This is a genomic window from Enhygromyxa salina (assembly GCF_002994615.1).
Classification (GTDB): domain Bacteria; phylum Myxococcota_A; class Polyangia; order Nannocystales; family Nannocystaceae; genus Plesiocystis; species Plesiocystis salina_A.
On sequence record NZ_PVNK01000179.1, the window covers coordinates 15,896 to 39,844 of the forward strand.

Consider the following 23,949-nt stretch of genomic DNA (forward strand, 5'->3'; position numbering starts at 1 on the left):
CCCGGCCGTTTGCGACTCTGCCACGCACGGCCGCTGCGCGGCCGGTCGGTCGGTCGCTTCGCTCTCTCCCTCGGTGGGCTGGTATGAGCTCCGCCCTCGTTTGCGTGGCCCCCTAAAAGGGGGCTGGTTTAGACCCCCCGGCCGTTTGCGACTCTGCCATGCACGGCCGCTGCGCGGCCGGACGGTCGGTCGGTCGCTGCGCTGTCTCCTCGGTGGGCTGGTGTGACCTTCGCTATCGTGTGCGTGGCCCCCTAAAAGGGGGATGGTTTAGACCCCCCCCGGCCGTCAGTAGGCCGGAAGATCATCGCTCCGCACACAGAACATTTGCGGTGACTGTTCGAGGGGGCGAGGACGAAGATCGCGTCTCGCCGGGGCGCCAAGAAGCTGGCCGACGCGGCGGCGAACCAGGCGGCGAGAGGGGGCGCGGTTGCGGCCAAAGCCAAGGGGGGAGGGGTCGAACTCCTCGATCACGGACTTGGGCTGCTCCTGCGCGAACTCGTCGGGCATCGCAAACACTGCCGGCGGCTCAGCGCGGCACGGTGTGGCGTTGAAGCGTAGACGGTCGATGCGATGAGCCGCTCCCGCTCCACCCTGGCCGTATTCGTTCTCCCTCTAACTGGGCTGCTCGCAGTTGGGTGCAAGGACCCGCAGACGGCAGATCCAGAGACGGAAATTTGCTCGGACGTTGAGGACGAGTGCGACACCGAGACCGGCGGCGAGACCGGCGGCGAGGAGGACCCCGGGGAGTTGGCGCCGAACGAGTGCCGCCACAACCGCAGGGCCGACGGCCCCGTTGGCACCCAGTATCAGTGCATGGGGGACTTGTACTCCAGCCTCGACTTCAGCTTTGACGGAGCCTCGTGCGCCGAGGTGGTCGGAGCCGCGTGGTGCGAGCAGTACGACGGCTTTGGCCCGACCTTCCAACCCTACGCGGCCGCCGAGGTCATTGCTTGCTGCGGCGAGTTCGACTACCAGCACGCGGAGTACTACAAGGAGTTCTGCGTCTACGACATGTACCAACAGCTCTGCATCACGCTGTCCGAGCGCCTCCAGGCTGGAGTCCTCGACGGTTCCTTCGGTGTCTTGGCGGAGGAGATCGCGGCGATCCAGGTGTGGATCGCCGAGCACTACGCCGAGTGCTTCACCAGCTTGAAGAACAACAACTCGGCCACGTTGCCGGAGGTCGTCTCACACTGGGAGCTCGGCGATTTTGGCGAGCTCCACGACCTCGTGCTCCGGATCGAGGCCCCAACCAAGATCGACGGGCTGAGCCTGCCCCAGGACGAGTCCGAGTGGCTCTCATGCACGGACGCGCAGGGCAACAACGATCAGATCTTCGAAGACGGCCACACCCCCACGGGCGGGGTCGTCGCGGGCGTCGAGCTCGCCGCGAGTCTCGGCGCCGAGCTCGTCGGTCCGTCGATCCTCGGCGGTAAGGTCACCGCGTCGGCGATCTTCGACGCCGGCTGCACGCCTCGCGGCTGCGCGGCGGCCGAGTTCTCCTACGATAACTACGGGCCGCAGTTCACGATCGAGGAGCTCGACCTGTTCGAGGACGACCCCGTCGTCATTACAAACGGCAGCGCGTCCCTCGTCGCCGACCGCGTGCAGCTGCGGCTGTGGGGGCAGGCGCAGGGCTACGAGGTCACCGACGACCCTTACCCCGTGCACTTGGGCTACGAAGTTCCTGCTGGAGCCGCGCTGTTCATGATCTCCGGCCTCAACACCGACGGGGGCTCCAACCGCTTCATGGCCGCCAACTCGACCGACATCTGGATCAGCGAGAGGCGCGGGACGTGGACGCTCGGCAGCTTCGACATCGCGTTCGAGGACGGCAGCGGCGAGCTGTGGACGGTCACGATCGAGGACAGCCAATGGGAGGGCTGAGCCGACTGGCGGCGCTGGGGTCCATCTCGCTCGCGCTCGCCGGGGGGTGCAGCGAGGAGCTCTACGAGCCCAACGTGCTGTTCTTCGGCGAGTGGATCTACATCGATGGTCGGGACCGCAGCCCCGAGGAGACCTGCGGCGGGACCTTCGCGTACGTCGACGCCTACGCTGGCGCGCTCGCGGCGGAGTTCGGCGTGAGCGAGCAGCTCGGCGCGTATCGCTGGTACTCGCGCGACGAGTACGACGCCGAACTACCGTGCAGCGAGGTGTCCGCTTGTGCTTTCGTCGAGGAGCGAATCGCCCACACGCCGCTGCTCCCCCATGAGCATGAGATCGTCCACTTGGCTGAAATCGGCGCGGTCGGAGGGGCATGCCCCAGTGTCCTCGCGGAGGGCCTGGCCGAGTTCTACAGCGCTTACAGCCGCGACACCAAGGCGGATGACTTCGAGCTCCTGGTCGGGCGAATGGCACAGCCGTCCGGGCTCGCCTACGAAGAGTACGGCATCCTCGGCCGCTTCGCGGCCTATCTCGTGGCGCGCTTCGGGCTCGAGGGGGTGCTCGAGGTCTGCCGGACCACCGGCCGCTACCCCAGCGGCGCGCAGCTGTCGGCGGCCCTGGAGTCGGTGCTCGGCGCGAGCACCGACGAGCTGCTTGCCGACTTCGAGCCCGAGCTCGGCGCGTGCAACGAGGGCGAGCGCTACCGCTGGCGGGTGTTCGGGTGTGGCGTCGGCGAGGCCGCGCCGGACCTCGGCCGCGTGAGCCAGGACCGCGAGCACACCATCGACACCACCTTCACGCTCGACTGCGCCAACGAGGTGACGATCGGCCCGCTCGGCGGCAAGATCTGGGCGGCGGGGCGCTTCGATGTCGACGACGAGGGGGTCTATACGCTGTGGATCCCGGAGAGCGCAGCGGACAACCCCGAGGTCGAGCTGAGGATCGTCGAGTGCGAGCCGTGCGGGAGGCCCCAGTATGGCTACATCGGCGACCTCGGCTCGATCCGGCTGGACGCGGGCCGGCACTCGATCGAGCTCCACGCCCCCGCGGACTTCCGCGGAGACGTGAGGGTGACGATCGATTGATGGATCGATTGATTGATTGATTGATGACGGGCGTTGCTGGCCACGGGGATGGCGAGCTACTCGATCCTTGGTCTGCGAGGCGCGGGGGCGGTTTGCCTCGCGCCGAGCTCCCGGACGCTGCTGGTCTAGCCCTAAATCAAGCGCTGAATTGAAAAATCTGAATGGTTTAGGGCTAGCAGCCCGTGGTGCGATGCCTCGCGCCGCCTCGCTTGGCCTTTTCGCCGAGGGCTTTGTCGCCAAAACTTGCAGTACGCCCGGTACAGCGGCGTTTTGGCTTCGCGCCCTCGGCGAAAATTCCGGCGCGAGGCGACACGATGCATTGCAGCCCGGGCTGCTAGTCCTTGATCAAGCGCTGCGGCCTCGGCCTCATCGCTCAGGTCTCGGAGGCCGGCTCATCCTGCGCCCCAACCTCGGGTTCGTCGCTGCCGCTCTCGTCCTCGCCCTGCTCCTCGAGCCGCTCGCCCGACTCTGGGTTGACGTCGAGCAGCGCCCCCCGGCGCTTGCGACGAAAGTCCCGAACCAGCTCTTCCTGAGCCCAGATCGGCGCCAGCAGCCTTTCGCGCGCGGCCTCGTCGTCGATGTACTCGGCGAGGATGCGGATGATGACCTACGCATAGAGCTCCTGCCCGGCCACGCGCGCCAACCGTACCTGCGCCCAGGTGACTGCGCGCTTCGGCAGCGTCGCGGGAGACCGGAAGACCATCAACAAGCTGGCCGACGCGGCGGCGAACCAGGCGGCGAGAGGGGGCGCGGCCGCGGCCAAAGCCGCCGAGGAGGGGAGGGCTCGAACTCCTCGATCACGGATCTGGGCTGCTCCTGCGCGAACTCGTCGGGCATCGCAAACACTGCCGGAGGATCCGTGCGGCACGGTGTGGCGTTGAAGCGTAGACGGTCGATGCGATGACCCGCTCCCGCTCCACCCTGGGCCGCCAACTCGAGGACGGCAGCGGTCACGATCGAGGACAGCCAATGGGAGGGCTGAGCCGACTGGCGGCGCTGGGGTCGATCTCGCTCGCGCTCGCCGGGGGGTGCAGCGAGGAGCTCTACGAGCCCAACGTGCTGTTCTTCGGCGAGTGGATCTACATCGACGGTAGGGACCGCAGCCCCGAGGAGACCTGCGGCGGGACCTTCGCGTACGTCGACGCCTACGCTGGCGCGCTCGCGGCGGAGTTCGGCGTGAGCGAGCAGCTCGGCGCGTATCGCTGGTACTCACTCGAGCAAAACGCAGTCGAGCTTCCGTGCGACAGCGTCAAGCTCTCGTGTGCCTCCAACGATCGGGTCATCCACACCTGGGTGCTTCCGCTCGAGCACGAGATCGTCCACCTGGCCAACTACGCTGCAGGTGCCTGTCCCAGCGCCCTCAGTGAGGGCCTGGCCAGCTACTACAGCGCGACGGCCCACGACGCCAGGACCCGCGACTTCGAGAGGCTGGTCGCGCGCATGCAGGAGCCGTCTATACGGCCGCCCAATCGCGAGTACGGCATCCTCGGCCGCTTCGCGGCCTATCTCGTGGCGCGCTTCGGGCTCGAGGGGGTGCTCGAGGTCTGCCGGACCACCGGCCGCTACCCCAGCGGCGCGCAGCTGTCGGCGGCCCTGGAGTCGGTGCTCGGCGCGAGCACCGACGAGCTGCTCGCCGACTTCGAGCCCGAGCTCGGCGCGTGCAACGAGGGCGAGCGCTACCGCTGGCGGGTGTTCGGGTGTGGCGTCGGCGAGGCCGCGCCGGACCTCGGCCGCGTGAGCCAGGACCGCGAGCACACCATCGACACCACCTTCACGCTCGACTGCGCCAACGAGGTGACGATCGGCCCGCTCGGCGGCAAGATCTGGGCGGCGGGGCGCTTCGATGTCGACGACGAGGGGGTCTATACGCTGTGGATCCCGGAGAGCGCAGCGGACAACCCCGAGGTCGAGCTGAGGATCGTCGAGTGCGAGCCGTGCGGGAGGCCACAGTACGGCTACATCGGCGACCTCGGCTCGATCCGGCTGGACGCGGGCCGGCACTCGATCGAGCTCCACGCCCCCGCGGACTTCCGCGGAGACGTGAGGGTGACGATCGATTGATGACGGGCTCCCGCGCCCATCGTCGGGCTGCGCCGACGGGCGGCGCAGGGGGTCGCTCACTCGCTCAATAGTCCCGGCGGTGGAACAGCCAGTAGCCCGCGCCGAGGGCCAGCACCAGCCACGCGAGCATCACGACGATCGGCTGCCAGTGCAGCGAGGGCGGGTTGATGATCGACAGCAGCGCCGTGTCACGGACGTCGACGAAGTTGGGGATCACCCAGCGCAGCCCCTTTTGGATCCGCTGCCAGCTGTCGCCGCCAAAGGGCAAGAACAGCAGCACCTTCACGACCTTGTCGACGACGAGGTAGTAGACGTAGCCGACGATCATCGCCAGCGAGGTGCTGCGGCGGGCGATGCCCAGGAGCCCGATGACCGAGAACAAGGTCGCGGCCGACAGCAGCTGCAGGGGCAGGACCCGGAACACCGCGAGGTGCCAGACCCCGGTGCTGGCGCCGAGGCCGAGGAACAGCAGGGTGTAGGCGCCGACCAGCGCGGCGCTGAACAGCGCGAGCCCGCCGAGGTACTTGCCCAAGAAGATCTTCCAGCGCTCGATTGGCTTGGCCAGGACGATGTCGACGGCGCCGGCCTCGAGCATGGCCGGGAAGTAACCGGCGCAGGCGGCGATGAACAACAGCATGCTGATCGCGTAGAGCGTGAAGCTGGTCGCGTAGACCACGACCTCGGCGCCCTTGCGCTTGGGCTGCTTGCGGGCCTCGACGTCGGCGGCCGCGAGCAGCTCTTCTTGGAGGGCCTGGCCCTCCTCGCTGAAGGGGTCGGGCATCTCGCCGTCCTCGACGTAGTCCGAGGCGATCGCCGACGAGTAGAGCGAGACCCAGGCCATGCTCAGGGCCTCGCCGCTGTCGTCGAAGCCGCGCAGGCCGATCGTCTCGACCGTGTCGCCCTCGTCGTCGGTCGTCTCGACCACGTGGGTCAGCCCGACGGCGACGGCGACGGTCAGCGCGAGCATCCCGAGCATGATCAAGAACACGACCTGCTGGCGAGACTGCCGCCAGGTGTCGGCCACGAATGGCCACAGCGCACGCAAGATCTTCATACTGTCCCTCCGCGGCTGACCTGGAGGCCCCGGTCGGCGCCGATCAGCTGAATGAACGCCTCTTCGAGGCCCATGCGCTGGGGCTCGACGGCGTAGATCATGACCTCGGCCGCGCGGAGCATGTCGATGATCGTGGAGATCTCGGCCTCGTCTTGGACCGTGACCCGAAACCACCCGTCGGGCTCGCGCTCACCCTCGCGCGCGGCGAGCTGGTCCCAGACGGCGTCGGGCAGCGGGCCCGTGCGACAGCGGATCCGGAGGCCGGCCCCGGTCGCGGCCGAGGTCAGCTCGGACACGCTGCCGCGCTGGACGACCCGGCCCTTGTCGAGGATCGCCACGTCGTCGCACAGGACCTCGATCTCGGCGAGGAGGTGGGAGTTGATGAACACCGTCGAGCCGGTCGTGGTGACCTCGCGGATCACGCTGCGCAGGCCCTGGCGGGCGACGGGGTCGACGCCGTCGGTCGGCTCGTCGAGGAACACCAGCTCGGGGTCGCCGATCAGCGCCTGGGCCACGCCGACGCGCTGGGCCATGCCCTTGGAGAACTCCTTGACCTTGGTCTCGCCCCACTCGGACAGGCCGACGAGCGCGAGCTTGTCGGCGACCTCGCGCTCGAGCTTGGCGCCGCTGAGGCCCGCGAGCTGGCCGAAGTAGCGGCACACGCCCTCGGCCGTGAGATAGGCGGGGAAGGCGTGGCCCTCGGGCAGGTAGCCGACGCGGCGGCGGGCGGCGGCCTTGCGGATGTCGACGCCCCGGAGCGTGGCCGCGCCGCCGCTCGGGCGGACGATCGACAGCAAGATCTTGACCAGCGTCGACTTGCCCGCGCCGTTGGGTCCGAGGAGGCCGAAGCAGCTGCCCTTGGGTACCTCGAGGTTGACGCCGCGCAGCGCCTGGACGCCGCCTTTGTAGGTCTTGCTCAGGTTGATGGTCTGGATCGCGTAGTCCAAGGGCGCCTCGGCGGTCGCCGGAACAGAGCACGCCGCGGCCCGGGGAGCAAGCCGCGCGCGCGGTCGCGGGCCTCGCCGTGAAGATCGCTGTACCGTGGCCGGGATGGCGCGACCTTCCGATGTGGCTCACGACCCCCGCGAGAACACCCTCACGATCACCTGGCCCGACGGCTTCGCCTCGACCTACCCGGTGCCCTACCTCCGCGCTTGGTGCCCGTGCGCGGGCTGCCAGGGCCACTCGAGTCGGATCGCCCATCGCCCGGCGCCGGACTCGACGACGATCTCGAGTCTGTGGGAGGTCGGCGCCTACGCCCTCGGCCTTCGCTTCGGCGACGGCCACGACGACGGGATCTACACCTGGTCGTGGCTGCGGACGATCGCGTTCGAGAGCCCGCCCGTCGGACGCAAGCTCGGAGCCTTCGACGGGGGTGTCTACAGCGGGCCGGTCGAGGCCGCGGTTGCGAGCGAAGCACCGCAACAATGAGCGGTCGACAGTCGACGGGCGCGAGGGGGGAGACTAGAATCCGGCCGGTGAGCCGGGAGGGCCAGCGAGTGAGCGGGTGTCGACGACAGGAGCCCGAATGAGCGACGACTCGACAGCGCATCTGTTCGCGGCGCTCGAGGGCCGCAGCACCGATCTCGCCTACGAGTTCGAGGGCCGACGCCTGACCTGGGCCGAGCTCGGCGCGCGCGCGCGCAGCTACGCGACCGCGCTCAGCCAGGCTGGGGTCGGCAAGGGCGACCGCGTGGCGGTCTACGTCGAGACCTGCCTCGAGCTGGTCGTCGTGCTGTTCGGCAACTACTTCGTCGGGGCGATCCACGTGCCGATCAACACCCGCTACCGCGAGCACGAGGTCGCGCACATCCTCCGGGACTCCGAGCCCGCCGCGGTCGTCGGGGATGTCGCGGGCGCTGAGGTCCTCGAGCGCGCGCTCGCGCTGGCCGGGCTCGCGCGCGCGCCCGTGCGCGTCGGCGTCGGCGAGGGCGCGGCCGGGTTTCGCTTCGCCGAGGAGCCGCTCGCGGGGGACCCCGGCGAGTTCCAGCGGCCCCGCGACAGCGATCCGGCCCTGATGATCTACACCTCGGGCACGACCGGGCCGAGCAAGGGCGTGCTCCTGAGCCACGGTCGGATCATCGCCAACATGCGCGCGCTGACCGGGCTGTGGGCGTGGTCGCCACGTGACCGCCTGGTCCTCGCGCTGCCCTTGTTTCACGTCCACGGCCTGTGCATTGGGGTCCACGGCGCGGCGATTCAGGGCATGACCGTGCTGCTCGAGCGTCGCTTCGACGTCGCCGCCGTCGTCGAGCGCTTTCGCGATCACGAGCGCGGGCGCGCGAGCGTGTTCATGGGCGTGCCGACGATGTACGCCGCGCTCGTCGACTACCTCGAGGCCACGCCCGCGGCCGCGGCCGCCCTCGCGTGCGGGCGCCTGTTCACCTCGGGCAGCGCGGCGCTCTCGGCCGAGCTGTGGCAGCGCTTCGTCGACTTGACGGGCCAGCGCATCGTCGAGCGCTACGGCATGAGCGAGACCTTGATCACGCTGTCCAATCCCTACGTCGGCCTGCGCCAGCCCGGCTCCGTCGGCCAGCCCGTGCCCGGCTGCGACGCCGCGATCATCGACGAAGAGGGCGACGAGCTGCCGCCCGGCGAGCCCGGCGAGCTGATCGTCGTCAGCAACGGGATCATGGACGGCTACTGGAACCTCCCGCGCCAGACCGCGATGTCCTTCGTGGACGATCGGGACGGGCGCCAGTGGTTTCGGACCGGCGACGTGGCCTACGTCGGCGAGCGCGGCTACTTCCACCTCATCGGGCGCAAGTCCGTCGACATCATCAAGTCCGGCGGCTTCAAGATCTCCGCGCGCGAGATCGAGGAGGTCCTCGCCAGCCACCCTACGGTGGTCGAGGTCGCGGTCGTCGGGGTGCCCGACTCGCGCTGGGGGCAGAAGATCGTCGCGTGCGTGGTCCCGGCCCCGGGGCTCGCCGGGCTCCTCGACGACCCGGCCCAGCTGCTCGAGACGCTCGTCGCCCACCACCGGGCGATGCTCGCGGGCTTCAAGCAGCCCCGCGGGCTCTATCTATGTGACCAGCTGCCCCGCAATGCGCTCGGCAAGCTGCAAAAGCACAAGCTGCTCGACGCGATCGCGAGCGAGGGGTTGACCGTGGAGGGCGCTTAGCACCGGGTGCCGAAGACAGCTCCGCACCGAACCCGGACCGGAATTCGGGCACGCGCTACGAGTTACGGCCCCAGACGCAGCTGAGGACGCGACCCGAAACCGATCGCCGCTCGAGTGTCTCGAGTCCGCGATCGCGTTCGCAATTGCGGCGTCCCAGAGGCCGCCATGGATGTCACCGCTCCTTGCAAGGTGCCTCCAACACCAAGCGGGTGGCCTTCGAGTGAGGGGGCCGCGGGGCTCTGGTGATATCGATGTTCATCCTCTACCCTCTCTCTTTCCCTCCTTTCCTCCTTCACTCTGCAAGCGAGACTAGATGAACAAGACACATGCCCTGCTAACGATGACCTGCGCCCTCAGCCTGACCCTCGGGGTCGCGAGCTGTACCGACGATGCACCGACGGAGGCCGAGAGCAGCGGGTCCGAAAGTGGCTCGGAGACCGGTGACGGCGACGGCGACGGCGACGGCGACGGCGACGGTGACGGTGATCCCGGCGACGGCGACGGCGATGGCGATGGCGACGGCGATGGCGACGGCGACGGCGACGGCGACAGCGAACCGGTCTGCGGCGACGGCAACGTCGACGAGGGCGAGGAATGCGACGACGGCAACGACGTCGACGACGACGAATGCTCCAACACCTGCGCCCTGCCAGTCTGCGGCGACGGCATCGTCGCTGGCCTCGAAGAGTGCGACGACGCCAACGACATCGACGACGACGAGTGCCCCAACTCCTGCATGCCGGTCTGCGGCGATGGCCTGATCCAGGGCAACGAGGAGTGCGACGACGGCAACGACGTCGACCTCGACGAGTGCCCGACCAACTGCGTGATCCCGGTCTGCGGCAACGCCGTGGTCGAGGGCCTCGAGCAGTGCGACGACGGCAACGACATCGACGACGATGAGTGCCCCAACTCCTGCATGACGGTCTGCGGCGATGGCCTGACCCAGGGCATGGAAGAGTGCGACGACGGCAACCTCGACACGCTCGACGGCTGCAACGAGGTCTGCGTGGTCGAGGAGCTCGAGAACCTCAACAACGTCGGTGATGACGCCACGTGCAACGAGCATATCGGCTGCTCCGACCCGCAGGGCCTCGCCGGCAACTCCCAGGACGCCGTCGAGTGCTTCACGATCGAGAACCTCGTCGCGCCCTTCGAGGTCGTCAGCTTCACCTACCAGCTGTCCGAGAGCATCCCCGACCCCGAGAGCCTCGACGTCGTGGTCTACGAGTGGGACGGCATGGCGGCTCCAGGCGCTGAGATCGCAACCGAGCCGGTGCCGATGGAGAACCTCGTCGCCGGTCCCCACACGGTGGTCCTCGAGACCCCGGTCGAGATCACCAACGACGTCGGTCAGTTCTGCGTCGGCCTCCGCGGGACCCCCGAAGATGACGCGTTCCGGGCCCTGGCGACCGACATGCTCGGCGTGGCCGAGACCTCGTGGTTCGTCGCCCCGACCTGCGAGCTCGCCGAGTTTGGCACGCTCAATGCGATCGGCTTCAACAACTGGTGCTTCAGCGTGACCGTGCTCCAGTAGGCTCGAGCCACACACCAAGCCTGGCGCACGAGCGGCGACCCATTCAGCCGGGTCGTCGCTCGTGGCCTTTGTACCCTGGGCTCCCCAGGCTCCCCAGGCTCCCCAGGATCAGTTCCCGCCGAGGACCTTGGTCAGCCGCGCGAGCGCCCACTCGAGCTCGGCCCGCTCGACGACCAGCGGCGGCGCGAGGCGGATCGTGTGCTCGTGGGTCTCCTTGCACAGCATGCCCTCGCGCTGCAGCGCCTCGCAGAAGCGGCGGGCGCCGCCGGCCTCGGGGTGAAGCTCGATGCCGTACCACAGGCCGACCCCGCGCAGCTCCTTGATGTGCGGGGAGGCGATGTTCTCGAGCTCGGTCTTCATCCACGCGCCGAGCTCGGCCGAGCGCTCGACGAGCTTCTCGTCGACGAGCACGTCGAGGGCCGCGTCGGCGACGGCGCACGCGAGGGGGTTGCCGCCGTAGGTCGAGCCGTGGCTGCCGGGGGTGAACACGTCCATGACCTTGGCGTCGGCGAGGAAGGCCGAGACCGGGTAGAGCCCGCCGGACAGGGCCTTGCCGATCGTCACGCCGTCGGCCCGCACGCCGGCGAGGGAGTGGGCAAACATCGACCCGCAGCGGCCGAGGCCCGACTGGATCTCGTCGCAGAGCAGCAGTGACTGGTGCTCGTCACACAGCGCGCGCAGCCCCGGGAGGTAGTCGGCCGGGGGGATGATGATCCCGCCCTCGCCCTGGACCGGCTCGACGAGCACCGCGACGACGTGCTCGTCGAACGCGGCCTTGGCCGCGGCGAGATCGCCGTAGGGGATGACCTCGAAGCCGGGCGTGAACGGGCCGTAGTTGTCGCGCGCGCCAGGGTCGGTCGAGAAGCCGACGATCGTCGTGGTCCGGCCGTGGAAGTTGCCCTCGCACACGAGGATCTTGGCCTTGCCCGCGGGCACGCCCTTGACCTCGTAGCCCCACTTGCGCGCGGCCTTGATCGCCGTCTCGACCGCCTCGGCCCCGGTGTTCATCATCAGCACGCGCTCGTAGCCCGAGAGCTCGCTGAGCTTGCGACAAAAGGGCCCAAACTTGTCGTTGCGAAACGCGCGGCTGGTCAGGCCGAGGATCTTGGCCTGCTCGATCAAGGCGGCGACGATCCGCGGGTGATTGTGGCCCTGGTTGACGGCCGAGTAGGCGGCGAGGCAGTCGAGGTAGCGCTTGCCCTGGACGTCCCAAACCCACGGGCCCTCGCCGCGGGTCAGGACGACGTCGAGGGGGTGGTAGTTGTGGGCGGCGAAGCGCTCTTCGAGTTCAATCCACGGCTGGCTGTCGGGGGCGGCGGGCTCGTTCATGACTGTTGCATCATGGCGTTGGACTCCCGCCGATGGAAGCCCGGCGCGGTGGTGGGGGCAGCGAAGGACGGGCAGCGGGGGGTACTTCGGCCAGCCGGGGACCCGCTCCGAGGTCGCGCAGCGCCAGAAGACCGAGGACTTGGCGCTGACGATCTTGCGGGCGTGGACGCAGCGCTCGCACAGGCCGGGCGAGATCCTCGGGCTCACGGCGCCTCAGCGGGGCGTTGGCGCGACGGAGGCAAGATGAGTTTTTCTTGCTGGGCGAGCATCGCGAGCGCGACCGTGAGCCGGGCGCCGAGCAGGGCGCGGCCCGAGACGGCGCCCTGACGCAGGACGTAGCCGCCGCCGACCAGGGCGCCACCCCACAAGAGCGCGGCGAGCCAGGCGAGGCTGAACCAGTACCAGGCCAGCATGCCGACCAGACCCAGGCCGATCCACAGCTTGAGGACCAGCCGGGCCGAGTCGAGCGCGGGCTTGGCGGCCTCGGCCACGTTCTGGCTCACGCGCAGCTCGAACTCCCCGTCGAAGATCCGCAGCGCGACCTGGTCGTTGGGCACGCCGAGAAATTTGAAGGTTGGCCGGAGGGCCTTGCCCATTTGGTTCTCGCGCAGGACCGTGCGGCCGCGCAGGACGATCGCGCGGTCGTCGGGATCGTCGAGGACCATGCCGGCCTTGAAGCCCTCGGTGAACAGGTCGAGCTCGACCTCGTTGAGCTCTTCGGTCTCGAGCCCGGCCTCGCGGGCGGCGGCGAGGCGCAGCTCGTGCTCGTCGCCGCGCCAGGCCTGGCCCTCACCGAGCTTGGCGAGCGCCTTGGTCGGAGGTTCGGACTCGGGGGTGCGCTTGGTCATCAGGCCTTGGGCGTGCTGGCGTAGAACTCGGGGTAGCGCGCCTCCATGGCTCGGGCCACCGACTCGGGCACGAAGGGCTGAAACTGGCCGCCGTGGCTGGCGATCTCGCGGACCAGCGACGACGAGATGAACTGCTTGGTCGGCTCGGGGATCAAGAACACCGTCTCGACCTCGGGCTCGAGCTCGCGGTTGGCCAGCGCCATCTGAAACTCGGGCTCGAAGTCGCCCGCGGCCCGGAGCCCGCGGACGATCACCCGTGCACCGATCGCGCGACAAAAATCGATCATCAGGCCCGTGTAGTGGGCGGCGCGGGTGTTGTCGATGTGGGCGATGGCCTCCTCGATCATTCGCACGCGCTCGTCAAACGCAAAGAAGCCGCGCTTGATCGGGTGATGGCCGACGGCGACCACGACCTCGTCGAACAACGAAGCGGCGCGCTCGACGATCTCGAGGTGCCCGCGGGTGATCGGGTCGAACGAGCCCGGGTAAACCGCGAGATAGCGCGCTTGGGGCCTTGATTCGGTCACCGCGCCAGTATACTTCCCGCTCATGCGCTCGTCGTCCGTTTGCTGGCGCTGCCTTCCGGCGCTCACACTGACCGCCCTCCTCATGCCTTGCCTGGTCTCTGGCGGTTGCCAGAGCGACGACAAGCCGGGGCCCAAGAAGCTCGATCGTGTTAGCCCCTTCGATCGCGGAGTCAAGCCGAGGCCGGCCCCAGACCCGAACGACCCGCTGCGCAACCCTGCCTACGAGACCCCGCAGGGCCGCGACGGCGAGCAGATCCCCGACGCCGAGATCGACGCCGTGTTGGCTGAGGCCGCCGCCTTCGCCGAGACCGGGAACCTTGCGCAGCAGCGCGCGGTGCTGCGCAAGTGCGCGAACAAGACCCCGGCCAGCGCCCGCTGCGACGGTGAGATGGGGCTCTCCATGATCAAGGCCAAGAATCGGCGGGCCGCGGCGCTCTACTATCTGGTCGAGGCTGCGGGGGTCGACGACAGCAAGGCCGACGCGGGGCTCTACGCGCGGGTTGGCGAGCAGCTGCGCCAGCACGGCAAGCTCGCCGAAGCGGCCGCGGCGCTGGAGCTGGCGATCGCGCGCGAGCCCTCGGCCGAGCACCTGTTCGCGCTCGGCCAGATCTTGTCGCTTCAGCCCGAGCACCTCGCCGCTGGCGCCGACCGCATGGCCGAAGCGCGCGCGCTCGACGACCGCATCGAGTGGCTGCACGACGAGGCCGTGATCCGGGGCCAGCTCCCCATCCGCGAGCAGGCCGAGACCTCGCTGGCGCTGTTCAAGCAGTACATCGAGCGCGCGAAGGACCAGCCGGCCGCCAAGCTCCCGACCCCGCCCGACAGCCTCGAGGACCGCATGGCCGAGCTCGAGTACCTCGTCAAGCGCTACCCCACCCAGGCCGAGTGGGACAAGCAGCAGGCCGAGGCCTCCGCGGCCAAGCCCGAGGGCGGCAGCCCGCCAGCAAAGCCCGCGCCCGAGACGCCCGCGCCCGAGCAGACCGAGCCGAGCTGAGCGGATGACGAGCCCGTCCGAGCTGCTGGCCGAGGTCCTCGGCCACTGGGGCCTCGCCGACGCCGAGGTCGCGCCGTGCGGGAGCGGGCTGATCAACTCGACCTACGCGGTCACCGAGTCCTCGGGTCGGCGCAGGATCCTCCAGCGGGTCAGCACGATCTTCGACCCGGCGATCCACCACAACATCCTCGCGGTCACCGAGCACCTCGAGCGCGCCGGGCTCGCGACGCCGAGGCTGGTGCCGACCCAAAGCGGCGACGCGTGGCTCGACCGGGGCGCGGGCGTCTGGCGGCTCCAAAGCGCGATCGAGGGCGTGAGCTTCAACGCCCTCGCCGACGCGGGGCAGGCTCGGGTCGCGGGCGAGCTCGTCGGTCGCTGGCACGCCGCGCTGGCCGACCTCGACCATGAATTCGTCGCCTTGCGGGTCGGCGTTCACGACACCCCGCGGCACCTCGCTCGGTTGCGCGAAGCGCTCGCGCGCTTCGACGGCCACCGCCTCTACGCCGAGGTCGAGCCCCTCGCGCGGACGCTGCTCGACGCCGCCGAGGGCCTGTCGCCGCTGCCCGAGTGCCCACAGCGGGTCGCCCACGGCGACCTCAAGATCAACAACATGATGTTCGCGGGCGCCGACGGGAGCGGGCGTCAGCGGCCGCTCGCGCTGATCGACCTCGACACCGTCGCGCCGCTGCCCCTCGCCTACGAGCTCGGTGACGCGTGGCGCTCGTGGTGCAACCGCGCGACCGAGGACGAGCCCGAGGCGCGCTTTGACCTCGGCTTCTTCGCGGCCTCGCTCGCGGGCTGGCGCGCGGGCTTCGGCGAGGCCCCGAGCGCCGCCGAGCGCGAGGCGCTGCTGCTCGGGCCGGAGTGGATCAGCCTCGAGCTCGCCGCTCGCTTCGCCGCGGACGCGCTGTTCGAGGACTACTTTGGCTGGGACGAGGCGCGCTTTGCCGGTCGCGGTGAGCACAACCTCGCCCGGGCGCGGGGGCAGTGGTCGCTGCACCGGGCGATGGACGGGACCCGGCGCGAGCGTGAGCGGCTGCTCGCGGCGATGTGATCCGGTCTCGCGCGCGTGCTAGCCTCGTCCCTCGCCGTGTCCGCGCGACCCAAACTTCGAGGCCGTGGGCCACGGGCCGCTCGCAAGACCCTGCGCGGCCGCGTGGCGCTCGTGGTCGGGCTCGGCGGCTTCGTCCTCGCGAGCTGGCTGCCCGGCCTCGGCCACGCCTCGACCGTCGCCGAGCAGCGCGCCCGCCTGCCCCCGCCCGCGACCTGCAAAGATCCGATCGCCGGGGTCTGGAAGTCCCACTCCTACGATCAGCGCTTCCGCGACTGGACGATCTTCACCCTCGAGCTCCAGCGGACCGCGCCCGGCGTCGACGAATTCGAGGGCCGGATCACCAACCACAGCTGGGTCGCCGAGCCGCACGAGAGCTCGCCGCCGCCGTGCCGCGGGGAGCTGCGCTACCTGATCTCGATGGACGCCAAGGGCCACGTCCGAGACGGGATCATCAGCGTCTACGGCGTCGGCAGCTGGAAGCTCGACGAGGTCCTGTGTGGCTCGTGGAACATGGGCTACAACCTCGACCACTTCTCGGGCCAGATCGACCCGGAGTTGATGGAGTTTCAGTCGGTCAACAACGACGGCGGGCGAGCGGTGAACGACCCGGTCGTGTTTCGGCGGGTGCACTGCAACGATGGCGAGCAGCCCGACCAGGAGCCGCGGATCGCCGTCGCGCCGCCGCCGTTTACGCCCCCGGAGGAAGAGGGCGGCGGCTGCGGGCTGCGCTGAGCTGGCGTCGGCGTCGGCCCAGGCCGAGCAGAGCGAGCAAGGCGAGCGCGCCAAAGCCCGCGCGACCGTCTGCGTCGCCGTTTCCGTCGCCATCGACCGCGCACCCGCACCCGCGACCGCTCGGATCCCAGCCCTCCTCCTCGGGCTCCGCGGGCGGCGGCTCGTCGTCCTCGAACAGGCAGCCCGAGCTGCACCCGTCGCCGTTTTGGAGGTTGCCGTCGTCGCACTGCTCGTTGGACTGGACGAAGCCGTCGCCGCAGCCTCCGGACGCCGGGCCGTAGCCGACCACGCACAGCTGATCCAGGTTCCACCCGCCGAACTCGAGCCCGCCGTCGGTGTGAAGCGAGAAGCTCAGGCTGACCTGCCCGCTGGCGTCGAGCTGGGGGGTCAGATCGACGTCGTGAAAGCGCCACTCGCGATCGTGATGGTGCACGGTCGCCAGCTCCTCGCTCCCGCTGCCACGGTTTTGCCAGACGATCTCGTCGTTGGCCGCGATCAACGCGTGATCCCAATAGCCGTCCTCGACGGTCAGCCACCGTCGGTACTGGAGGCGGACGACCTCGAACCCGGCCGCGTTGATTGGGGGGCTGGTCAGCGTCGAGCTGGTCGAGGGCGAGTAGAGCCCGGGCCAGTCGAGCTTGATGCCGACCACGCCGCTGCCCTCGTAGGCCGCGCCCGGATCACCGCCGCCGCCTGTGGGCCCGCCCGCGGCCCACTCGCCGTCGAGGATCCAGCCCTCGTCGCTTGGGTCGCCCTCGAAGTCGCTGCACCAGATCGGGGTGACCGCGCCCGTGAAGTACTCGTACCACTCGTCGGCGCGGTTGTCCGGCCGCGGGGCGACGGTGCCGTTGCCCCAGTCGAGCTCGACCTGATACTGCGTGACGCCCTGCTCGGGCTGGGCAGGGATCACGGCCTGCAGCAGCCCTGGGCCGACCGCGGCCATGGTCAGCTCGCTGGCCTCGAGCTCGGGACCACCAGGCTCGGCGCGCGGGCGCCAGCGCAGCGCAGCGACCGGCTCGACCGCGCCCGGGCAGCTGTCAAAGGTCTCGCCGTAGCTCAGCGTGACCTCGACGCTGCCGTCGGCCAGACGCGCCTCGCTGACCTCGAGCTCGGCGCCGAGCGGCTCGTAGAGGCCGTGGGCGGCGAAGGCCGCGTTGATCTCACAGATGTCGGGGGTGCCGTTTTGGAGCTCGCCGTCGTCGTCATTGGTGATCAGCGCCTCGAGGTACCACGAGGGCATGTCGACCGAGCGGCGGATGCCACCGAGCCAGATCGCGTCGGCCTTGGCCACGCCCTCGACCTCGCCGTACTTTTGGATCAGCGCGGTCCGGAGGTCCCACAGCGTGCCGCCGATGATCCGGCCCTCGTCGTGGACCTCGCCCGTGTCTTCGGGCCAGCGCCACTCGAAGCCGTCGGGATCGAGCTCGCGGATCGGCGCGTCGGTCTCGAGGAAGAAGCCGACGCCGACGTCGGGATCACCGGTGATCGTGGCCGAGAGGTAGTCCGAGGCGCCCTCGCTCACGCCGCCGTTGAACAGGCCGACACCCGGCTGGAGCCCGAGCAGGTGCGCGACGTGGCCATACTCGTGATAGACGACGTCGGCGAGCAGCGCCGTGTTCTCGCAGCCGCTGCCCGAGAGGAAGAAATTGAGGGTGTTCTGATCGGCGAAGGCGTTGCAGATGTCGTTGATGTTGACGGTCACCGTGGTCTGCAGATCGACGGGCGTGAACGTGGGGTCGATCGCGCGGACGTAGTCCTTGACGATCTGCGTGTGGACGTAGGCGTTGAGCTGGGCGTCTTGCTCGGGATCTGGGAACAGATCCCACACGTAGGTCTGGTTGTGGCCGAGGGTCGTGAGCACCGTGGTCAGCGGCCCGCTGGCGTTGACGACCCGCTGGTAGAGGCCCTCGGGCGCGAATTCGGCGCTAGCGCTGGCGCCGGGCAAGGCCACGAGGCCGTCGGCGTCGGTCCAGGTTGGCTGGCCGTCGATGCTGACCTCGAGGTGGGCGGCCGGGAAGCTGGCGCGGGGCTCGAGCGGCGAGCGGCGCCAGGTGTCGATCTCGAGCTCGGCCCAGTGCAGCAGCGACTCGCGGGCGAGAGGCTCGCCGCTGGCCGCGTCGGCGTAGACTCGCCAGCGACCGATCGGCTGGTCGAGCGCGACCTCGAGCGCGACGACCTCGCGGTACTCGATCGCGCCGCCGGGGCCGACGAGCGGGAGGATCATCGGCGCGCTGACGGGGCCGTCGACCGAGCTGAGCTCGAGGCGGCCGGCGGCGAAGTCGGAGCTGATCCAGTCGCGGGCGAGCTCGCCGACGCGGGCGGGATCGGCGGGAGCGCTCGGACCCGAGCGCGGTGCGAGCCCCACCTTGGGCAGCGCCTGCGAGCGCACGGCGATCAGGCGGTCGGCCTTGAACGACAGGCTGACCTGACCGCCGATGACCGCGAGGCCGCCGTGGTGCTGCGTGAACCCGAGGGTGCGCACGCCGTTGGTGAGCTCGTTGCTGACGAGGGTGAGGTCGGCGGGCGAGGCCCCCGGCGCGAGCAGATCGATGTGGCGAGCGATGAACTCACTGGCGAAGCGCTCGGCGATCGGGGCCGAGCCGCTGGCTCCGGGGACTCGCGCCGCGCTCGCGATCGAGGCGCCCGGGATCAGGCTGTCGAGCACCCCGGTGTCGGCGTCGAAGCGCGCGATCGAGTCCGCGCCGAGCTCGGCCTCGAGCGCGGCGAAGGCGGGCTTGTGAACGGCCGGGATCGCCCGCGAGTGAACGCGGGTGACCCGGGGGGCCGAGCTCGTCGCGCGCGGGTGGAGCTCGAGCTGCGCGCGGCCCTGGAGATGTTGGGGGTGCTGAATCGCGTGGGCAGCCGACGGGGCCAGCCCGACCAGGGCCGCGAGGCTCAGCAGCGTTGCGAGACGGCGTGGGAGCCTCATGGCGGGGTGCGATCCATTCATGAGCAGCGTAGCCAGAGTATGACGGTCGCGCGGTGACGTCGAGCTAGCAGCCCGGGCTGCTAGCGACCGCTGAGCGCAGGCTATAGCCTCGGGACGTGCGGCGCGGCGTACTCAGCTCTGGCCTCCTCGGGCTGCTCGCGATCGTGTCGCTCGTGGCCTGTGGCAAGGCCGACCCCGGCGCCGCGGCGCCGCAGACCGAGGCCGCCGCGCCGCAGCCCGAGCCCGCGCCCGCGCCCGACGACGCAGGTGGCAGCGAGGGCGCCGAAGAGCCCGATCCCGAGCTCCCGCGGGTCGAGCTCGACGCCGAGTTTCATCGCACGCGCGTCGGACCCGGCGGTGGTTTCTGGGTGCTCGGCGTCGTCCACAACCCGCATGGACACTCGATCGTCGATCCTCGCGCCGAGGTCCGACTCGTCGACGCCGAGGGCGAGCCCGTCGGCGGCGCGGCGCGCCGTGTGCCGCGAGTGCTCGCGCCCGGCGCCCGGGCCGCGGTCGCCGTGCTCGTGGCGGAGCCCGTCGAGCACGAGGAGCTCGAGCTGCACGCGAGCGGTGTCGCGAGCGACGCGCCGCGGCCCGATCCGCTGCCGCTGACGCTCGAGCACGCGCCGCCGCAGCGGGCCGACCTCGGCGGGTGGTTCGTGATCGGTCAGGTCACCAACGCTGGTGACGACGCGTTCGAGGGCGTGCGCCTCGAGATCCTGGGTCTCGACAAATCGGGCCACCTGCTCGGCGTCGATTGGCTGGTGCTCGATCCGATCGCGGCGCGAGAGACGATTGAATTCGACGTCGGCGATCTTCGCTACGAGGACACGCCCGCCAGCTTTGCGATCGCGCTGCGTCGACCGGCGCCGTGAGCTGGCAGGCTTCGACACCCTCGATGTTGACCCCCGCTACCCCTCGGTCAGCCGGGGCGGGCTCATGTAGTCCTCGGCGATCTCCAGGATCGCCTCGAGCGCTCCATGGAGCTCCCGCTCGCGCGCTTCGACCCTGCGCTTGTAGACCGCCCGGCCCAGCGACCAGAACCCCGCGATCCACAGCCCCATCCCCAGCGGGATCAGCCCCGGCAGCCCGACCAACGCGAGGGGGATGCAAGGCAGCACCGAGCCGCCCCCACCGACGCCGCCGAGCAGCGTCCCGAACACGCTCTTGACCAGCTGATCGAGCTTCTCCTCGATGCGAATACACGTGCGCCCGGACCGGGGCACGATCGTGACCGCGATCGTCCGCGACCAGCCCGGACCCGCGCGGCTGTGGGACGGGTGCGCCGTCCAGGTCAGCGAGCGGCCGATCAGCGAGGCCACGCCGAGCTCGCCCGTGTGGCGGCGGACGACCTCGATCACGTATTCGTAGGCGGGGACCGGGAGCTCGCCGTCGAGGGTGACCTCGAGCAGGATTGTGCGCGGGCCGCCGAGGCCCGGCGAGACACGGTCGCGCCGCGCCTGTCGCAAGCTGAGCTCGGCGGCGGCGCGGCGCACGTAGACGGCCGCGATGCCCGCGGGCGAGGCGGCCTCCTCGAGCTCGGAGACCGTCATCCGGGTGTTGTCGTTGGCCTGCCGCTGGAGCTCGGCGGCGCGCTCGAGGATCTGCGCCGCCTCCCGTTCTGGGTATCTTTGCTCGTAGCGGCGGCCGGACGATGGCATTGAAGACAAACCTTGGTGGGTCAGCAACGCGGGGGTATGCCGGCTCGATCTCGATTCGATGGCATCCGCGGCTAGGATCATGAGGCGACGAATTCGAGCTTACGCGCGACCCCTGGGAGGTGCACGGTCGGGTGCCATGATTTGCCGGCACTCCTCGGTTTTTCTCTCGCCTGCTCCAGCTACCCGGCGCGAGCGTCTCACACGCCCCTGGGACGTCATATGCGCCTTGGAACTATAGGTTTGTTCAGGCCTCGGGCTCGTTGTCGTCAGCGCCACGTGGTGGCCGCGGCAGCTCGGGCTCGAGCTGTCCGAGCACGTGGCTCGCGGCCACGATCACCGCGGGACGAAACAACAAGTTGACCAGGGGGATCGCCAGCAACACGGCGGCGCCAAGTCCAAAGCCCGCGGCGATCCACGGCCGCGTCTCGACGAGCGCGACCTCGCCTCGCCAGCGCCGCCCGAGCTTGGCCAGGATCGCTCCCCAGATCCGAATCGGCAGCAGCAGCGTGCCGAGCGGGAAGCGGAGCTTGGCCAGGACCGCGCCCGAGTACCACGGGGGATGGAGCGTGACCCAGCGCTGCTCGACCTCTTTGGGCTCTTCACCAGGTGCCAGGGTCCGGGCGCTGTCGAGCGCCTCGACCACGATCCAGTGCAGCAGCCACGCCCAGCCAAACACCGCGCCCCAGATCCAGCCAAACAGCGGCAGCTTGGTCACGATCGCGACCAGCGGCGCGACGCCGACACCGAGCACGATCAGCTGCACGATCGACTCGACGAAGGCCTGCCAGTACGAGCGCAGGTAGGGCGGGTGGTGGTCCAGCCCGAGGTAGGGCCGCGACGCGGCGGCGAGCTTGGCGTAGCTGCGGGTGAAGATCACCGGAGACAGGGGCGCGGCCGCGACGAGGGTGGCGTAGTAGGACTTGATCCAGCCCCCGAGACCCTCGGCCTCGCCAGCGAGCGCGACGAAGCCACAGATGATCACGAACAGCGCGACCGGGACGACCGCGCGGCCGATCAGCTCGTGCTCGCGCAGGAGCACGCGCAGGCCGAGGGCCGGCTGCGCGAGGCCCCACAGGATGTTGTCGATCACTCGATCGGCGGCGGGCGGCGGGCTCGGGGCCTCGGCGTGCTCGCGCACGCGACCGAAGTAGCGCCGGGCGTGCTCGCGCAGCTGCTCGGGAACGATCGTCGCCTGGCCTCCGCCCGGGTCCTCGCCCGGCTCCCCGCCCGGCTCCCCGCCCGGCTCCTCGACCAGCGGCACCACCTCCTGCGGCGCCGTGGCGACGGGCGCCCGCGGGGCGCGCTCGGGCGTCGCTTCGGGGTCCTCGATGATCGGCACGTGGGGTCCGCCAACACCGATCGGTGCCGGCGACTCCACGCACTCACCGATTGAGTCGTCGCGCTCGCTCACGCCCGGATTGTACGCCCCGGGCGAGTACTCGCCGAGAGGCGAGCGTTTGGGGTGAGCGAGGGGCCTTTTTGAAAGGCCCCTCGAAGGCCCGAGTCGAGCGCGCAGCGCTTGATTCAGGCATTGCACCACGGGCTGCTAGCCCTAAATCAAGCGCTGAATTTTAAAAGCTGAATAATTTAGGGCTAGTACGAGCCGCAAGGCGAGCGTTTGGGGTGAGCGGAGGGGGCTTCGCCGCCGCAGCGAGGGGCCTTTTGAAAGGCCCCTTGAAGATTAGAAGGCCTGAGTCGAGCGCGCAGCGCTTGATTCAGGGCTAGCTCGGCGAGGTCATCTCGGCCGGCTTGACCCACTCGTCGAACTGCTCGGCGCTGAGGTAGCCGAGGTCGATCGCCGCGGCCTTGAGGGTCGTGCCGCGCTCGTAGGCCGTCTTGGCGATCTTCGCCGCCTTGTCGTAGCCAATGTGAGGGTTGAGGGCGGTCACGAGCATCAGCGACTGCTCGAGGTTCTGGGTGATGCGCTCGGTGTTGGGCTCGATCCCGGCGGCGCAAAAGCGGGTGAAGTTGTTCATCGCGTCGGTCAGCAGACGCAGCGAGCGGAGCACGTTGTGGATCATCAGGGGCTTGAACACGTTGAGCTCGAAATTGCCGCTCGCGCCCCCGATCGACACGGCCACGTCGTTGCCCATGACCTCGGCGCAGACCATGGTCAGGGCCTCGCTCTGGGTCGGGTTGACCTTGCCGGGCATGATCGAGCTGCCGGGCTCGTTGGCCGGGATCGTGATCTCGCCGATGCCACAGCGCGGGCCCGAGGCCAGCCAGCGGACGTCGTTGGCGATCTTCATGAGCACGCAGGCGAGGCCCTTGAGCGCGGCGTGGAGCCCGACGAGGCCGTCGTGGGCCGCGAGCGCCTCGAACTTGTTGGGCGCGGTGATGAAGGGCAGGCCGGTCAGCTCGGCGATCTTGGCCGCGCTCTGGACCGCGTAGTCGCGGTGGGTGTTGAGCCCGGTCCCGACCGCGGTCCCGCCGAGCGCGAGCTCCCAGATGTGGCCGAGCGCGTCGTCGACCTTGCCGCGGGCGTGGTCGAGCTGCGCGACCCAGCCCGAGATCTCCTGGCCGAGGGTGATCGGCGTGGCGTCCTGAAGGTGCGTGCGCCCGGTCTTGACGATCCCGGCGAAGGCCTCGGCCTTGGCGTCGAGGGTGTGGCGCATGTTGTCGAGGGCCGGGAGCAGGACCTTGTGGGTCTGCTCGCCCGCGGCGATGTGCATGGCCGTGGGGAAGGTGTCGTTGGACGACTGCCCGCGGTTGACGTGGTCGTTGGGGTGGACCGGGGTCTTGCTGCCGACCTTGCCCCCGGCCAGCTCGATCGCTCGGTTGGCGATGACCTCGTTGCTGTTCATGTTGGTCTGGGTGCCGCTGCCGGTCTGCCACACGAAGAGCGGAAAGTGATCGTCGAGCTTGCCCTCGATGACCTCGTCGGCGGCCTTCGTGATCAGCGCGACGGTCTCCTCGTCGAGCTGCCCGAGCTCACCGTTGGCGAGCGCCGCCGCCTTCTTGAGGATGCCCAGCGCGCGGATCATCGGCCGCGGGAAGTGATCGGAGCCGATGCTGAAGTGGTGCAGCGAGCGCTGGGTCTGGGCGCCCCAGTAGCGGTCGGCCGGGACCTCGATCTCGCCCATGCTGTCGGTTTCGGTGCGTGTCGCCTCGCTCATGACCCCGGATATAT

The 23,949-nt window shown here is 69.8% G+C and carries 19 protein-coding genes; 10 read left to right on the top strand and 9 right to left on the bottom strand.

The features are described from left to right. Nucleotides 1-570: 570 nt before the first annotated feature. The 3 genes from ENSA5_RS20710 to ENSA5_RS20720 all read left to right on the top strand — a co-directional run bounded on the left by ENSA5_RS20710 (nucleotide 571) and on the right by ENSA5_RS20720 (nucleotide 5,030). The gene (locus ENSA5_RS20710; RefSeq protein WP_146155927.1) at nucleotides 571-1,887 is read left to right on the top strand and encodes a hypothetical protein; all 1,317 of its coding nucleotides are present in this window, start codon (nucleotides 571-573) and stop codon (nucleotides 1,885-1,887) included. Continuing rightward, complete coding sequence (locus ENSA5_RS20715; protein WP_106393407.1) at nucleotides 1,875-2,969, top strand: hypothetical protein; 1,095 nt, start codon at nucleotides 1,875-1,877, stop codon at nucleotides 2,967-2,969. Before ENSA5_RS20710 ends, ENSA5_RS20715 begins: the two co-directional genes overlap by 13 nt. A 969-nt stretch (nucleotides 2,970-3,938) precedes the next feature. Next, nucleotides 3,939-5,030 (top strand): hypothetical protein, encoded by a 1,092-nt coding sequence (locus tag ENSA5_RS20720; protein WP_106393408.1) that lies wholly within the window; start codon nucleotides 3,939-3,941, stop codon nucleotides 5,028-5,030. Nucleotides 5,031-5,094: 64 nt separating this feature from the next. Here the strand turns inward: ENSA5_RS20720 and ENSA5_RS20725 are convergent, their stop codons facing one another. After that, nucleotides 5,095-6,084, bottom strand: a complete 990-nt coding sequence (locus ENSA5_RS20725; RefSeq protein WP_106393409.1) for an ABC transporter permease subunit — start codon at nucleotides 6,082-6,084, stop codon at nucleotides 5,095-5,097. Continuing rightward, nucleotides 6,081-7,031 carry an ABC transporter ATP-binding protein gene (locus ENSA5_RS20730; protein WP_181197993.1) on the bottom strand — a complete coding sequence of 317 codons (951 nt, stop codon included), beginning with the start codon at nucleotides 7,029-7,031 and terminating at the stop codon, nucleotides 6,081-6,083. The genes ENSA5_RS20725 and ENSA5_RS20730 overlap by 4 nt, the downstream gene beginning before the upstream one ends. Before the next feature lie 103 nt (nucleotides 7,032-7,134). Between ENSA5_RS20730 and ENSA5_RS20735 the strand changes: the two genes are divergently transcribed. The 3 genes from ENSA5_RS20735 to ENSA5_RS20745 all read left to right on the top strand — a co-directional run bounded on the left by ENSA5_RS20735 (nucleotide 7,135) and on the right by ENSA5_RS20745 (nucleotide 10,745). Continuing rightward, entirely contained in the window at nucleotides 7,135-7,515 is a 381-nt protein-coding gene (locus ENSA5_RS20735; protein WP_106393411.1) for a gamma-butyrobetaine hydroxylase-like domain-containing protein, read from the top strand. Between the two features lie 97 nt (nucleotides 7,516-7,612). Further along, nucleotides 7,613-9,208, top strand: coding sequence for a class I adenylate-forming enzyme family protein (locus ENSA5_RS20740; RefSeq protein WP_106393412.1), 1,596 nt, complete (start codon nucleotides 7,613-7,615; stop codon nucleotides 9,206-9,208). 313 nt (nucleotides 9,209-9,521) lie between these two features. Beyond that, on the top strand, nucleotides 9,522-10,745 hold the full coding sequence (locus ENSA5_RS20745) for a DUF4215 domain-containing cysteine-rich repeat protein (RefSeq protein WP_106393413.1): 1,224 nt from the start codon (nucleotides 9,522-9,524) through the stop codon (nucleotides 10,743-10,745). A gap of 108 nt (nucleotides 10,746-10,853) precedes the next feature. On the opposite strand, the gene rocD is transcribed toward ENSA5_RS20745, so the two are convergent. The 3 genes from rocD to coaD all read right to left on the bottom strand — a co-directional run bounded on the left by rocD (nucleotide 10,854) and on the right by coaD (nucleotide 13,449). Then, nucleotides 10,854-12,074 carry an ornithine--oxo-acid transaminase gene (gene rocD / locus ENSA5_RS20750; protein ID WP_106393414.1) on the bottom strand — a complete coding sequence of 407 codons (1,221 nt, stop codon included), beginning with the start codon at nucleotides 12,072-12,074 and terminating at the stop codon, nucleotides 10,854-10,856. A gap of 203 nt (nucleotides 12,075-12,277) precedes the next feature. Next, on the bottom strand, nucleotides 12,278-12,922 hold the full coding sequence (locus tag ENSA5_RS20755) for a hypothetical protein (RefSeq protein ID WP_106393415.1): 645 nt from the start codon (nucleotides 12,920-12,922) through the stop codon (nucleotides 12,278-12,280). Beyond that, nucleotides 12,922-13,449 carry a pantetheine-phosphate adenylyltransferase gene (gene coaD, locus ENSA5_RS20760; RefSeq protein WP_258182942.1) on the bottom strand — a complete coding sequence of 176 codons (528 nt, stop codon included), beginning with the start codon at nucleotides 13,447-13,449 and terminating at the stop codon, nucleotides 12,922-12,924. The genes ENSA5_RS20755 and coaD overlap by 1 nt, the downstream gene beginning before the upstream one ends. A gap of 82 nt (nucleotides 13,450-13,531) precedes the next feature. Between coaD and ENSA5_RS20765 the strand changes: the two genes are divergently transcribed. The 3 genes from ENSA5_RS20765 to ENSA5_RS20775 are packed head-to-tail and all read left to right on the top strand — an operon-like array spanning nucleotide 13,532 to nucleotide 16,229. Beyond that, the gene (locus tag ENSA5_RS20765; protein WP_146155928.1) at nucleotides 13,532-14,443 is read left to right on the top strand and encodes a hypothetical protein; all 912 of its coding nucleotides are present in this window, start codon (nucleotides 13,532-13,534) and stop codon (nucleotides 14,441-14,443) included. Between the two features lie 4 nt (nucleotides 14,444-14,447). After that, complete coding sequence (locus tag ENSA5_RS20770) at nucleotides 14,448-15,497, top strand: phosphotransferase enzyme family protein (protein WP_106393418.1); 1,050 nt, start codon at nucleotides 14,448-14,450, stop codon at nucleotides 15,495-15,497. Nucleotides 15,498-15,533: 36 nt separating this feature from the next. Continuing rightward, nucleotides 15,534-16,229, top strand: coding sequence for a hypothetical protein (locus tag ENSA5_RS20775; RefSeq protein ID WP_146155929.1), 696 nt, complete (start codon nucleotides 15,534-15,536; stop codon nucleotides 16,227-16,229). Here the strand turns inward: ENSA5_RS20775 and ENSA5_RS39295 are convergent. Beyond that, nucleotides 16,186-19,158 (bottom strand): DUF4215 domain-containing protein, encoded by a 2,973-nt coding sequence (locus ENSA5_RS39295; RefSeq protein WP_258182943.1) that lies wholly within the window; start codon nucleotides 19,156-19,158, stop codon nucleotides 16,186-16,188. The genes ENSA5_RS20775 and ENSA5_RS39295 overlap by 44 nt on opposite strands. A gap of 116 nt (nucleotides 19,159-19,274) precedes the next feature. Here ENSA5_RS39295 and ENSA5_RS20785 point away from each other — a divergent pair, with 116 nt between their 5' ends. Continuing rightward, nucleotides 19,275-20,033, top strand: coding sequence for an FxLYD domain-containing protein (locus ENSA5_RS20785; RefSeq protein WP_106393420.1), 759 nt, complete (start codon nucleotides 19,275-19,277; stop codon nucleotides 20,031-20,033). A 36-nt stretch (nucleotides 20,034-20,069) separates the two neighbouring features. Here ENSA5_RS20785 and ENSA5_RS20790 read toward each other — a convergent pair whose 3' ends face one another. The 3 genes from ENSA5_RS20790 to fumC all read right to left on the bottom strand — a co-directional run bounded on the left by ENSA5_RS20790 (nucleotide 20,070) and on the right by fumC (nucleotide 23,935). Then, nucleotides 20,070-20,819 (bottom strand): hypothetical protein, encoded by a 750-nt coding sequence (locus ENSA5_RS20790; RefSeq protein WP_106393421.1) that lies wholly within the window; start codon nucleotides 20,817-20,819, stop codon nucleotides 20,070-20,072. 244 nt (nucleotides 20,820-21,063) lie between these two features. Further along, nucleotides 21,064-22,230 carry a hypothetical protein gene (locus ENSA5_RS20795; protein WP_106393422.1) on the bottom strand — a complete coding sequence of 389 codons (1,167 nt, stop codon included), beginning with the start codon at nucleotides 22,228-22,230 and terminating at the stop codon, nucleotides 21,064-21,066. A 310-nt stretch (nucleotides 22,231-22,540) separates the two neighbouring features. Further along, nucleotides 22,541-23,935, bottom strand: coding sequence for a class II fumarate hydratase (fumC, locus tag ENSA5_RS20800; RefSeq protein ID WP_106393431.1), 1,395 nt, complete (start codon nucleotides 23,933-23,935; stop codon nucleotides 22,541-22,543). Nucleotides 23,936-23,949: the final 14 nt, after the last annotated feature.